Origin of the sequence: Bacillus sp. 95MFCvi2.1, assembly GCF_000374965.1 — a bacterium.
GTDB lineage: Bacteria > Bacillota > Bacilli > Bacillales > Bacillaceae_G > Bacillus_A > Bacillus_A pseudomycoides.
This window is the reverse complement of record NZ_KB895707.1, coordinates 20,403-33,916: the sequence shown is the minus strand read 5'-3', so window position 1 is coordinate 33,916 and position 13,514 is coordinate 20,403. Positions and strand designations below refer to the sequence as shown.

Annotated in this window: 12 protein-coding genes and 1 pseudogene; 9 read left to right on the top strand and 4 right to left on the bottom strand. The window is 35.3% G+C overall.

Annotation, left to right across the window (positions count from 1 at the left end; translation table 11 throughout):
* Positions 1-245: 245 nt before the first annotated feature.
* From C568_RS0121235 to C568_RS0121225, 4 genes and pseudogenes are all read left to right on the top strand, one after another.
* Entirely contained in the window at positions 246-818 is a 573-nt protein-coding gene (locus C568_RS0121235) for a TetR/AcrR family transcriptional regulator (RefSeq protein WP_018766595.1), read from the top strand.
* 407 nt (positions 819-1,225) lie between these two features.
* Positions 1,226-3,880: a YhgE/Pip domain-containing protein gene (locus C568_RS0121230; protein WP_018782657.1), complete on the top strand. Its 2,655-nt coding sequence runs from the start codon at positions 1,226-1,228 to the stop codon at positions 3,878-3,880.
* Positions 3,881-3,960: 80 nt separating this feature from the next.
* A pseudogene (locus C568_RS33400) lies at positions 3,961-4,092 on the top strand (DUF2087 domain-containing protein); the annotation flags it as partial.
* Between the two features lie 140 nt (positions 4,093-4,232).
* Positions 4,233-4,655: a YfmQ family protein gene (locus C568_RS0121225; RefSeq protein WP_018782656.1), complete on the top strand. Its 423-nt coding sequence runs from the start codon at positions 4,233-4,235 to the stop codon at positions 4,653-4,655.
* Between the two features lie 195 nt (positions 4,656-4,850).
* On the opposite strand, the gene C568_RS0121220 is transcribed toward C568_RS0121225, so the two are convergent.
* Positions 4,851-5,375, bottom strand: coding sequence for a DinB family protein (locus C568_RS0121220; RefSeq protein WP_003195824.1), 525 nt, complete (start codon positions 5,373-5,375; stop codon positions 4,851-4,853).
* Between the two features lie 94 nt (positions 5,376-5,469).
* Complete coding sequence (locus C568_RS0121215; protein WP_018782655.1) at positions 5,470-6,411, bottom strand: helix-turn-helix transcriptional regulator; 942 nt, start codon at positions 6,409-6,411, stop codon at positions 5,470-5,472.
* A 196-nt stretch (positions 6,412-6,607) separates the two neighbouring features.
* On the opposite strand from C568_RS0121215, the gene C568_RS0121210 reads away from it, so the two are divergent.
* Positions 6,608-7,621 carry a LacI family DNA-binding transcriptional regulator gene (locus C568_RS0121210; protein ID WP_016113707.1) on the top strand — a complete coding sequence of 338 codons (1,014 nt, stop codon included), beginning with the start codon at positions 6,608-6,610 and terminating at the stop codon, positions 7,619-7,621.
* A 40-nt stretch (positions 7,622-7,661) separates the two neighbouring features.
* Here the strand turns inward: C568_RS0121210 and yhfH are convergent, their stop codons facing one another.
* On the bottom strand, positions 7,662-7,790 hold the full coding sequence (gene yhfH, locus C568_RS33395) for a protein YhfH (RefSeq protein ID WP_000567010.1): 129 nt from the start codon (positions 7,788-7,790) through the stop codon (positions 7,662-7,664).
* A gap of 200 nt (positions 7,791-7,990) precedes the next feature.
* Between yhfH and C568_RS0121200 the strand changes: the two genes are divergently transcribed.
* The 3 genes from C568_RS0121200 (at position 7,991) to C568_RS0121190 (ending at position 11,469) form a co-directional block, all read left to right on the top strand.
* The gene (locus tag C568_RS0121200; protein WP_006093885.1) at positions 7,991-8,725 is read left to right on the top strand and encodes an MBL fold metallo-hydrolase; all 735 of its coding nucleotides are present in this window, start codon (positions 7,991-7,993) and stop codon (positions 8,723-8,725) included.
* A gap of 11 nt (positions 8,726-8,736) precedes the next feature.
* Complete coding sequence (locus C568_RS0121195) at positions 8,737-9,726, top strand: lipoate--protein ligase (RefSeq protein WP_029427577.1); 990 nt, start codon at positions 8,737-8,739, stop codon at positions 9,724-9,726.
* A gap of 210 nt (positions 9,727-9,936) precedes the next feature.
* Complete coding sequence (locus C568_RS0121190; protein ID WP_018782654.1) at positions 9,937-11,469, top strand: fatty acid--CoA ligase family protein; 1,533 nt, start codon at positions 9,937-9,939, stop codon at positions 11,467-11,469.
* A gap of 84 nt (positions 11,470-11,553) precedes the next feature.
* On the opposite strand, the gene C568_RS0121185 is transcribed toward C568_RS0121190, so the two are convergent.
* Positions 11,554-12,081 carry an isochorismatase family protein gene (locus C568_RS0121185; protein WP_018782653.1) on the bottom strand — a complete coding sequence of 176 codons (528 nt, stop codon included), beginning with the start codon at positions 12,079-12,081 and terminating at the stop codon, positions 11,554-11,556.
* Positions 12,082-12,384: 303 nt separating this feature from the next.
* Here C568_RS0121185 and C568_RS0121180 point away from each other — a divergent pair, with 303 nt between their 5' ends.
* The gene (locus C568_RS0121180; RefSeq protein ID WP_018782652.1) at positions 12,385-13,494 is read left to right on the top strand and encodes a metallophosphoesterase; all 1,110 of its coding nucleotides are present in this window, start codon (positions 12,385-12,387) and stop codon (positions 13,492-13,494) included.
* Positions 13,495-13,514: the final 20 nt, after the last annotated feature.

The following is a 13,514-nucleotide window of genomic DNA, read 5'->3' as shown; positions in this document are numbered from 1 at the left end:
GATATTGTTTTTGTTGCTTAATATTTGCTAATGGATTTTACTACGTTTCTTTACCTTTTCATTTTCTCCCTTTTTTTGATACACTATGACAGTAGTATCTTAAATAAAGGTCGATGTATAGATTTAAATGTTTTATACTTGGAAATAAATAAAAAGAGAACTTGTAAACAATGGAAAACCGTGATAATATCAAAAATGTACTAATTGACTAGATTACCCAATTGGTCATTTTTGGAGGTGAAGATGTGGCTGTCGATCGAAAACGTTCTATTATTGAAGCTGCAACAAAATCTTTCTCAGCATTTGGTTATAAGGCGACAACAATGGATCAAGTCGCAAAATTAGCGAATGTAGGGAAAGGAACAATTTATACTTTTTTCAAAAATAAAGAAGAATTATTTGGCGAAATTATTTCTAATTTAATTACTGAAATGAAGCAAGTTGCAAAAGAAGCAATTCGTCCAGATGTTTCATTTTTTGAAAATGTACATAGAGCATTATATAACATCTTAGAATTTAGAAAAGAACATCAGCTCATGATTAAACTGATTCAAGAAGAGCGAGATATGGGAACAAAAGAAGTACAAGATGTTATGCAACAAGTAGATGTTGAAATTGTATCTGTTATTCAATCTTATTTAGAAATTGCGATTGAAAAAGGTGAAATTAGTAAGTGTGATCCAGAAATTACGGCGTTTATCATGCTTCGGTTATATGTATCACTTATTTTCGATTGGGAAAAGAATCATGAACCATTAGAAAAGGAAAGAATTGCAGAATTATTTGAACTTTATTTGTTAAAGGGATTGTCAAACTAAGATAATCCTTTTATTATAGTTAAAAATGACCGATTGAACAAATCAGTCATAAGTCCAAAAGGGGGAAGTAGAGAAAAAATCAGATTACGTATGTAAGGTTGTGAAAAGATAATTTTTGAATACGTTCACGTTGACCAAATGAATTTAATAGTCATTCAAAATAAAAAGGTGCATAGAGTATAGAGATAAGGTGAAACGTTAATCAGTAGGTGCGCTTCATCCCCGGCTAATTATTAACGCTCACTAATCGGGCTTTTATGGAAAGTTGATTCCACGGAGGTCTTACTGTCCGCAAATAGCGGGATAAAAGTTAGGTTAGGTAATATGTAGAACAGGATGTAACCTTTTTATTTACTTTAAAATGACCGATTGAACATTTCGGTCATAAACAAAGAGGAGGAAAACGAATGAGAGGATTTACGTTGCTTGGTAAGGAATTTACGGAAATTATAAAAAGCAAAAAAATCTTAATACCTATTATTGCTGTTTTATTTGTACCACTCTTATATGCGGGCATGTTTTTATGGGCGTTTTGGGATCCGTATGAACAATTAGATGATTTGCCGGTTGCAGTAGTCAATCTTGATAAAGGTGCAGTATTTGATGGGAAACCAATTGAAGTTGGTAAAGGATTAGTCGACGAATTAAAAGACAATAAAAGTTTTAAATGGGAGTTTGTCAGTGAAAAAACAGCAAAAGAGGGAATGGAAAATCGGAAATATTATATGTTAGTTCGGATTCCAGAAAATTTCTCAGACAATGCGACAACGCTGTTAAAAGAAAATCCAAGACCATTAAACTTAGAATATATTCCAAATGAAAGCTTGAACTTCTTATCTTCACAAATCGGCGGAACAGCTATTGAAAAAATTAAAGGTGAAGTATCTAATACGTTAACAAAAACGTATGCAGAGAAAATGTTTGATTCTATAAAAGATGTTTCCAAAGGATTTACTGATGCAAAAGATGGAGCAAATAAGCTGCATGATGGGGCTGGGGAGTTGCAGGATGGCTCCCAACAAGTGACAGATGGAATAAATCAATTGTCGGAGAAAACTAATAGTGGATTTAATCGTTTAGCATCGGGTTCTAGAGAATTAACAGATGGATTAGGAAAACTAAATAGTGAAGTAAGTAGAATGCCTGGTGGAGTGAATCAACTATTAGCAGGTTCTAGTAAAATCACAGATGGATTAGGAAAGCTGAATAGTGAAGTAAGTGGCATGCCTAGTGGAGTGAACCAACTATTGGCGGGTTCACAACAGATTACAAAGGGGTTAAATCAATTCACTGATTCACGGGGAGATTTTCAAGTAGGATTAAAACAATCTGCTAAAGGCTCAGAGCAACTTCATGAAAAGCTAAAAGAGCTATCAGTGGGGACAGAAAAAACTCAAAAAGGTATTAGTAATTTAGATGAGGGCTTAAACCAATCATTAGCTGGCATAATAAATATGGAGAATAAACTTCCTGAATTAATGAAGGGGACAAAAGATTTAAGTGTAAAATCTTCTCAATTTTCACAGGGTGTATCAGAATGGAAGAAGCAAGCAGATACATTAAGTTCCGTTGCAAATGAAACAGCAGGAGGAGCCCAACAAGTTTCAAACGACTTGGGAGAATTAAATAAAAAAATTGAAGATTTGCCAGAAGAATATAGAAAACAATTACAACCTGTTATTCAAGGAATAATAGAAGGTAATCAAAAGGTTTCAAAAGGAACAGTAGGAGTAGCACAAGGTGTACAAAAACTAGCTGGAAAAGCAGGAGCTGGAAAAATAGAAGCTGATGCAACGGAAATTTCCAATGGTGCAAATAAAATTTCTAAAGGACAGCTTAGCTTGGAAACAGGAATAAGTTCATTAAAAGAAGGCCAGCAGATGTTTGTAAATGGAGCTGATGAACTGGCAAAAGGTAGTTTGCAATTAGTTGAAGGAACGAAACAGTTAACAGTAGGGGCAGACCAATTAAATACAGGTTTAGGACAAATTTTAGAAAAATCAACGGCAGGATTAAATAAATTAGCAAATGGTTCAAATGAAGTAACAGGTGGTTTAAATACGCTAGCAAGTAAATCGGGCCAGTTAACAAGTGGGGTAAGTGCTTTACTAGATGGTTCAGGTCAAGTAACAGGTGGTTTAAATACATTAGCAAGTAAATCAGGCCAGTTAACAAATGGAGTGGGTGCTTTACTGGGTGGTTCACAGCAAATAACAGGAGGGTTAGGACAATTAGTAGATCCAAAAGGTGAGTTCCAAGGCGGCTTTGCTCGTTTACAAGACGGTTCCGGCAAAGTAACAGACGGTTTAATCAAAGTAAACGACGGAACTGGTGAATTAGCTGAAAAGCTCGGCGAAGGCGCAGAAAAAACAAGTGAGGTAAAAGGAACTGATAAAACATATAATATGTTTGCAGATCCGGTGAAAGTACAAACTGAGAAGATGTCAGAGGTTCCAAACTACGGAACAGGATTTACACCATATTTCTTATCTCTAGGTTTATTTGTTGGGGCACTTTTATTATCGATTGTGTATCCATTACGTGATACAGTTGGTGTTCCAAAATCAGGATTTAGCTGGTTTATTAGTAAATTTGGTGTTTTATTATCAGTGGGTATTATTCAGGCTTTAGTAGCAGATTTAGTGCTATTGCTAGGGTTAGGTGTGGAAGTACAGAGTGTTCCATATTTCATTCTGTTTAGTATTCTTACAAGCTTAGCATTTATTGCGTTAATTCAATGCTTAGTAACAGCTTTTGGAGATGCAGGACGTTTTATTGCGATTTTAACATTAATTATGCAGTTAACAACAAGCGCAGGAACATTCCCGCTGGAATTAATTCCAAAGTTTTTACAACACTTTAATGCGTGGTTACCAATGACATATTCTGTATCCGGATTTAAAGCAGTTGTATCAAGTGGAGACTTCGGGTTTATGTGGCAAAATGCAGGGATATTAACGATCTTTATTGTTCTGTTGTCACTTGGAACAATTGGTTCGTTAACTTGGATGCATAAGCGACAATTTCGGAATTTAGTAGAAGAAAAATCGATAGAAGCCTAGGGGAGTGATCCTCTAGGTTTTTTATCATTTTAACCGAGAAGATCCCCACCTCAAGCTCGTGTAGAGGTAGGTGGGAGTAGTTCAATAAACAGTATCATGAAGATTTTTGTACAATTAGAAGAGAATTCATCATTCATGGATTTATGGATCGGAATAAAAGTATGTATCATGTAAATGCCAAGGAAGCGTGGAATAAGTGGGGGGATTTATAGATTATAGAAAAACACACTAATCCTAGTATGTTTCTTTGTTTTACCAAGTTTCACATAATGTACAAAAAATAACCATTTACACTATGGTAATATTAATAATGTAATCATATTAATTTAGAACGTAATGGAGATGATACAATATGACGACATATTTTATAGTTATGTTAATTATTCTCGGTGGTCTTAAAATAATAGTGACGTGCCTTCCAAGCTCTGTTGTGAAGTCGCTTTCCAGCAAATTTGAATTGCATCCAAAACTTAGTGATGCGGCTGTCACTGTAACCATCGAAGGAAAGCAATTAGAAGGTAAAGATAAAATTCAAATTATTGATCAATTTAATGAAGCGATATTTTTAGAGAAATATTATTTTCCGCCACAGAGCAGTGGGACTCCAGTAGTTATTAATACGAAAAAAGGAAAAACCGATGTTCGTTTTTCTGTGTACAGTTACGACGATCACGTTGATGTAATCAAACAATACAAGAAAAAAGTAGTCGGGTATAGTCTGCGTTCCAAAGGCCTTCAAAACCGTTCTATGTTAGTAACTGAGGACTTAGCCTAAAAGGATTGGTACTGTCTGTTAATGCGGGATAAATCAGGTTAAATTAATTTGAAAATAATCTTTAAGTAAGTGTACTAGTTTACTTCTGTTCTAGATCAAAAAGAGGATTCCTAAAATATAGGGAATCCTTTTTCTTATTCACCAGGAGTTCTTTTAAATTAATAAGCAACTATATCTCTAGTCATAAAGTATCACTTATTTTAGAATAATATGCTGCTCCAGCCTTTCCTTCTGATGAAGGTGGTGAGAGAAATGCATATAAATCAATTGAAACCACTCTACAGCATTTAAGTACCCAAGTCCTGGATGTGCCACTTTATAATTGGCTAGAATTGAAGGGAGTTGTGGCTCAATCCCTTTCATTTTCTCAATGATCTGTAACAATGCTTGTTTAATTTCCTCTTTATCTGTAGGATTTTCAGGCGTGTATCCAGGGCGATCAGGTATTTTTATTTGTACTGGAGGGAAAGCACCCATTGCATATACTTTTTCACCCATTTCTGTTTTCTTACCATCTATAGTTGCAGAATCAGTTGTACACTTTGCAATGGCATCTAATTGCATATTTGAAGCTGTAAGTAAGTGATTATACATTTGTCCAAGAGACCATTCGTCTTCGGAAGGTTTTCTTCTCAATTGTTCAAGGGAGTATTTCTCTAATTCTTTTATGTAATACATTGTTACACTTTCAAATTTCTCTAAAATGGCATTTGGATTCATAGGGTTAGCTCCTTTTCTTTTATAAAATGTAGTTCTTAAGGATCACTATAAACGAGTGATGTTGACACCATTATGTCAGCAGTGAAAGGAAAAATTACATTTGTAGCATTTTCTTTGCTTCTTCTCGAAGTTTCTCAGAAAGAATAGTCGGTTCTAGCACTTTTACTTGGCTTCCCCAGCTCAATACCCATGGAAATACTTCATCTATACTTCTTGATGTTAGAAGCACATGAAAGCCATCATCTTTTTGTTCATAGGAATCTATAAAAAAGTAGCGAGACTCAATAATTTTGTGTGCAATATGGGATGGAAATAATAAATGAATGATAATGGTTCGATTATTTTCAGGTTGATAGTCTGGTAAATAAAAGTTCTCCGGTTTAGTAAAGAACGTTTGCTCTTGCTGTAAGTTGTCCATGCGATCCAAACGGAAATGACGTATTTGTTGCCGAAGTAGACAATGGGCAACAATATACCAAATCCCTGAAATATTGACTAAACCATAAGGATTTACCGTACGTTTATTTTGTTCACTTTGATTCGGTTTACGATAAGAAAAAGAAACACATTGTTGTTCCAGAATAGATTCTTGTAATAGAAGAAGTTGTTTCTCTAGTTGTTCTTGAGCAAATGTTTGATGAGAGAAAGTACCGGAGAGGAAACGAAAAGTTCCTCTTAACTCCTTGACCTTCTTTTGCTGTTCAGAAGGGAGGATTGCTTCTAATTTTTCTTTAGCAGATTTTGCATGTGTAGAAAAAGCTGAGTCGAGATTTTGTTCGACATAATCACTTCCTAATAGAAGAGTTACTGCCTCTTCTGGTTTGAATTGAATGGGCGGCAAGAAATAACCATCCATTAAAGAATAACCTTGTCCAGGCATTGAAAAGATTGGGACACCTGATTCACTGAGTGCTTGCATATCTCTGTATATTGTTCTTTTACATATTTCAAATTTTTCAGCTAAACTGTTAGCTGTGACGATTTGCTTTCTCTGTAATTCAATGAGAATAGAAAGTAAACGATCTGTTCGATTCATGAAATATCATCCTTCATATGTAATAAATATCCTTATTGTGAAGTTCTAAATATGAGTCAAATCTTCCTGCAAATACAGACTTTTCCCTATGTATAATATTAATATAGTAAAATCATGCGAGCCTGTATTGCGGTTTCCAATAATATACTATATAATCTACTTAAGAAAACGTTTTCATACAAAGGGGGAGAATTTCGTGTCAACGATCGAGGACGTGGCGAAATTAGCGGGGTTATCAAGAACAACGGTTTCTCGGGTGATTAACAACCATCCGTATGTATCAGATGAGAAGAAAAAGAGAGTTCAATTGGCGATGAAGCATTTAGGATTCGTTCCTAATTCTGCAGCAAGAAGACTTCGTAAACAGAAAACAGAAACAATTGCAGTTCTTGTTCCAAGAATTACAAATCCTTTTTTCAGTAGATTTATTGAAGCAATTGAAATTGCTGCTTCCGAACATAAATATAAACTGATTATTTGTCAAACAAGATATTTACCAGAAAAAGAGATGGAATACTTACAACTGTTATCAACAAAACAAGTTGATGGTATTATCTTATGTTCACTTGAGAATCCATGGGAGAACGTGGAGCCATATTTACAACACGGTCCAATCGTGTTATGTAATGAATACATTGAAGAAGCAAATATTCCAACGGTTAAATTTGATCATGCGCAAGGGGCATACATAGCTGCGAAACATGTGCTAGAACAAGATTATCGCAACCTTATTTTTTGCCGTGGAAATGAAACAAAAGTAGTGAGCCAACAGCGAAAAATGGGCTTTTTACGTGCAATCACTGAAAAGAGCAAAGAAGTAGAAGCGATTGACTTTCTTGAAAACGCTTTCTCTTGGGAAGATGGAAAAAGAATATTCCATGAAGTATTAAAGGACAAAAAAAATCCTACCGCTATTTTGGCAGGAGGCGATGAAGTCGCAGCTGGAATTATCGCAGAAGCGAAACGCCATGGCTGGAGCATTCCTGATGATTTAGCTGTAGTTGGCTTTGATAATCAAATTTTATCACAGATTACAGAACCGGGTATTACAACGATTGAACAGCCAATTGATGAAATGGCTCATAAAGTTGTTGATTTAATGATGGATAAAATCCATACGAAAAATTATCGTAAAAAAGAATTGTATGAGTTTGAACTGGAGCTCTTGGTGAAAGGTTCAACGATGAAAAATACGATGTTACTAGCCTAGTAGACAATGTCTGCTAGGTTTTTCTTATGTTTACAAACTATTATTCTTCGTGAACGCAATCGTCACATTTATTATGATATGCTTCGTGTTGCTCATCAATTTCCTTCCCGCAGTGCGCACACGTTTTTGTTGGTAAATTTCTGAAAAATTCCATCGGTTGATCGATCATGTAAATCCCTCCATTTCCATTTCTTAGTATCATTGTATTAGTACAAAAATGAAATGTCAACAACTGTTTTATAACAAAGTGAAAAATAATGAAAAAGTTTAGGAAATGGATTATAGTTAACAATGTAGAGTGTAAGTAAAAATCTTTCTCATTAGAGGAAGAATACTGCATTTCTAGTGGTTTAGAAAGGATGGATACATATGAAAATGACTGTTGTTGGCTTTTGGGGCGGCTTTCCAGAAGTGGGAGAAGCAACGTCGGGGTATTTGTTTGAACACGATGGTTTTCGTTTACTTGTTGACTGTGGTAGTGGTGTACTAGCACAGATTCAAAAATATATAACACCATCTGATATAGATGCGGTTCTGTTGTCACATTATCATCACGATCATGTTGCGGATATTGGGGTATTGCAATATGCAAGATTAATTACAAGCATGGCAAAAGGGCAATTACCAGAACTACCGATTTATGGACATGGATTTGATGTGCAAGGATTCTCTTCCTTAACACATGCACCACACACGAAAGGGATTGTGTACAATCCGGAAGAAACATTACAGATTGGGCCGTTCTCTATTTCATTTTTAAAGACGGTGCATCCTGTTATATGCTATGCGATGCGTATTACGGTGGGAGATAAAGTTATTGTATATAGTGCTGATTCTAGCTACATTCCTGAATTTATTCCATTTACAAAAGATGCAGATTTATTTATTTGTGAGTGTAATATGTATGCACATCAGGAAGCTGCAAAAGCAGGGCATATGAATAGTACAGAAGTAGCGGATATTGCAAAGAATGCAAATGTAAAGGAATTACTGTTAACGCATCTGCCGCACACAGGAAACATATCTGATTTAGTAGAAGAAGCAAAACAAATTTTTGACGGCCGCATTACGCTTGCGCATAGCGGTTATGTTTGGAATTCATGAGGTGAGATATGATGTTATTTATTGATAATAAAGGAATTACAGATCCAACAATTAACTTAGCGATTGAAGAATACTGCGTGAAAAATTTAGATATTAACGAAACATACCTTTTGTTCTACATTAACGAACCTTCTATTATCATTGGAAAAAATCAAAACACAGTAGAAGAAATTAATGCTGATTATGTAAAAGAAAAAGGTATTCATGTCGTAAGGCGCTTGTCTGGCGGAGGCGCTGTATATCATGATTTAGGGAACTTAAACTTCAGCTTTATTACGAAAGATGATGGGGATAGTTTTCATAACTTTAAAAAGTTCACAGAGCCTGTTACGAAAGCGCTTGGAAAATTAGGTGTAAATGCAGAGCTTAGCGGTCGTAATGACATTTTAGCTGAAGGTAGAAAAATTTCAGGTAATGCGCAGTTTTCAACGAAAGGTCGTATGTTTAGTCACGGTACATTACTATTTGATTCTGAAATCGATCACGTTGTATCTGCACTCAAAGTAAAAATGGATAAGATTCAATCAAAAGGGATTAAATCAATTCGTAGCCGCGTAGCGAACATTACGGAATTTTTAAATGAAAAAATGACAACGGAAGAATTTAAACAGCTTCTTCTAGCGACGATTTTTGAAGGAGAAACAGAAATTCCAACGTATGAATTAACAGAAGAAGATTGGAAAGAAATCTATAAAATTTCTGAAGAGCGCTACCGTAATTGGGATTGGAACTACGGAAAGTCTCCTAAGTTCAACTTACAACATTCACACCGTTTCCCAGTTGGACAAGTTGATGTTCGCCTAGAGGTAACAAAAGGAACAGTAACTGAATGTAAAGTATACGGTGATTTCTTCGGCGTGGAAGATGTTCATGATATTGAAGAGTGTTTAACAGGAGTACAGTTTGATAAAGAAGCTTTTGCCGCGGCTTTAGAAGATGTAGATGTAAAACGCTACTTTGGTAATATAACAAAAGAAGATTTCTTAGCGTTATTCTTTTAACTCGTAAAAACAGTCATATTGTCCGTATGACTGTTTTTTATTTTGTTGCAAAAAAGTGCATAAAAACAAGAAATAGAGTCTCTAATTAAAAAATGAATGAATGCTCATTTATATGCAGTTAATTAAATGTTACTTGCTAGTTTAATTTTCTTTTAATATAATGTATTTAGAATTTTTAAATTTTCTAAATTTTATAAAGGTGGGGTTTGTGTGAATCTCGTTCAATCTTTAGCTGAAACAGCAAAACAGAAAGGAGAGAAACCGGCGTATATATTTATGGATCAGTCGGTCTCATATGACCAATTAAATAAAATGGTCACACAGTTTTCTAGTAATTTAGCAAAAATGGGCATTGGAAAAGGGGACAATGTTGCATTAGTTGTTGGTAATTCACCACATTTTTTAATTGGTTTATATGGAACAATGAAAGCTGGAGCAACTGTCGTTCCAATTAATCCAATTTATACAGCAGACGAAATGCATTATATTTTACAAAATGGAGATGTAAAAACAATCATCACACTCGACGTTCTTCTACCTGTTATACAATCTCTTACAACAAGACTTCCTTCTCTTGAACATATCATCATATGTGAAACCTCAGCAGATTTCAATCATACAGAAACCGAAAAAATGAAAACGTTTACTAGTCTTATAGGAACCGGTGACCTATCTTATGAAGGTCCTGAGCTAAATGAAGAAGACGTAGCTGTTATTTTGTATACGTCAGGAACAACTGGAAAGCCAAAAGGCGCTATGCTTACACATAAAAATTTATATAGTAATGCTAGCGATGTAGCATCGTATTTGCAATATACTGCGGATGATCGCGTTGTTGCTGCGCTTCCAATGTTCCATGTGTTTTGTTTAACCGTTGCAGTCAATGCCCCAATTGTTAACGGTGCAACGATTTTAATGCTACCAAAGTTTAGTCCGAAAGAAGTATTTCGTATTTGTCGTATGTATGAACCGACAATATTTGCCGGTGTACCGACAATGTACAATTATTTATATTTATATGAGGAAGCAAGCGCAGACGATGTTCAGACACTTCGTCTATGTATTTCTGGCGGGGCTTCTATGCCTGTTGCTCTCCTGAAAAACTTTGAAAATCGCTTTAATGTTATTGTTTCAGAGGGATATGGATTATCAGAGGCTTCACCAGTTACTTGCTTTAATCCATTAGATCGTCCGCGTAAACCAGGTTCGATTGGAACAAATATTTGGCATGTGGAAAATAAAATTGTGAATGAGCTTGGGGAAGAAGTTTCTGTAGGCGAAGTAGGTGAATTAATTGTTCGTGGTCCAAACGTGATGAAAGGATATTATAATGCACCAGAAGACACAGCGGCAGTGCTTCGTGATGGATGGCTGTATACAGGGGACTTAGCAAGAATGGATGATGAAGGTTACTTTTATATTGTTGATCGTAAAAAAGATATTGTCCTTGTAGGCGGTTATAACGTATATCCTCGTGAAGTAGAAGAAGTACTATATCAACATGAAGCGGTTGCGGAAGTTGTTGCGATTGGTGTTCCAGATGAAAACTTAGGAGAAGCAGTGCGCGCCTATGTTGTTCTGAAGAATGGTGCGGTAACAGAAGAGGAGTTAACGCATTACTGTTCTTTACATCTTGCAAAATATAAGGTGCCAAAGAGTATCGAGTTTTTGGAGGAGTTGCCGAAGAATACGACTGGTAAACTACTTAGAAGAGCGTTAAGGGAAAAGGCAGTGCAAGCATAAAACATGGATACCTGTTAGGGAAAATAAAACGAACCGTCCGTAAATAAGGATGGTTCGTTTTATTTTTATAATAGAATTCTATATTTATAATTTTATTTTACCATCAATGACAGTTAGGAATCTGTTATTCCAAATCGATTGATGATGATTAATAATATCACCCGCATCTAAAATAGCACCATCTATTGTACTATGTGTTTCTTTGAAAAGTAGATTTTTTTGATACCCTAAACTAAAGGCAGCTCTAATCGTTGTGTCGAGACAAAATTCCGTCTGTGCTCCTGCAAAAATAAGTTGTTCTATTTCATTGGTCTTTAAGTAATCTAAGAGTTCAGTTTGATAGAATGAATCCCATTTTGATTTTTGGATAATTTTATCGGTAGGGGATACGAATAAATTTTTATGAAGTTTCCAGTCATCTTTTCCTTCAAAAAGTTCGTCTTGTTCGTTTTGACTCGTATGTTGAATAAAGATAACTTGTACATTTTTTTCATGAGCTTGCTTAATTAGTTCGTTTATATTTGTAACTAATTGCTCATTGTTAAATAAATAGTTTTGAGGATAATTAAAGAAAATTTCTTGCATGTCAATGATTACTAGAGCCTGTTTCATCAAGTAGCACTTCCTTTAGTTTCTTTTTAAATATAGCAGAAGATATTAAAACTTTTCAATAAAAGAAAATGTCCCTGTCCCTGCTCAACAAAACGTATCCTAAAATGAGCAAACTTTTTTGGGTAGTACGTACTACAACATTCAGCAAAAGCAAAGAGGTTAGGGGGAGAGGAAGAAAATCCCAACTAATTAAAGCTTCATTTTATGAAATGATAGGGAATTGTTAGTCGTTCATGATACGTAATATTTATAGTTTGAATAGCTATCGAGTTATAATAAAAGAAAGAGAAAAGGAGGCACGCTGTGAAAATTCGTCGATATTTTAATATAGTTACTATTTTGATTCTATATACATTACTGATGATCTACATCGGATGGAACGGATGGGTTTGGCTTCAAACAAGTTTTGGTTGGCAATCTTGGGAATATTATGCTTTGTTAGTTGCATTATTCTCATATGCGTATGTAATCGTCCAGATTTTCAAATTCCTTCCGTTCTTAAGGACAATTGGTTCCTATTGGTTTGCGGTAATGCAATATGCACTTATTTTGCTGCCGCTAGCTGATATAGCAGTATTTATCTTACAACTGGTAGCGGTGCCGAGAGATACAGCTATTATTTGGACAGGAATTGTTACCCTTATTATGTTTCTTTTCATATTCGGTTATGGAACATTTAATGCGTATAGTCCGATTGTTCGAAAGTATGAAATTCATATACCAAAAGAAGCGAAAGGGCGGAAAGCACTTCGCATTGCGATGGCTTCCGATATGCATTTCGGCAAGTTATCAGGTGTTTCACATTTAAAAAGATTAGTCCACCGTGTAAATGAAATGGAGCCGGACATCATTTTACTACCTGGTGATATCATTGACGATCATCCAGGAGAATTTATAAAAAAGAACATGGGACAAATTATGAAACAAATGCAGGCGTCTCTTGGTGTGTATGGAGTACTCGGAAATCATGAATATTACGGAAGAGCCATTCCAGAATTTTTGCAAGAAATGAAGAAAATCGATATTCATATCATGTTAGATGAAGTAATCAAAATTGAAGATAGTTTTTATCTCGTTGGAAGAAGAGATAAAACGGAGCGAGATCGTCAAAGTTTCGAAGAGTTAATGAGCACCGTAGATAAATCGCTTCCCGTTATAGCGATGGATCATCAGCCATTTGAATTAAAACAGGCAGCGGAATCTGGCGTTGATTTATTATTATCAGGCCATACGCATAGAGGACAAATGGCACCGAATCATCTTATTACTAGAAGAATGTATGAACTGGACTGGGGATACTTACAAAAGGAAACATTTCATGCGATTGTTTCTTCTGGATTCGGATTTTGGGGTCCGCCGCTTAGACTTGGGAGCCGGTCGGAAGTTATTCATATCGATGTTACTTTTGAGTGATGTAATAATAAAACAACCAT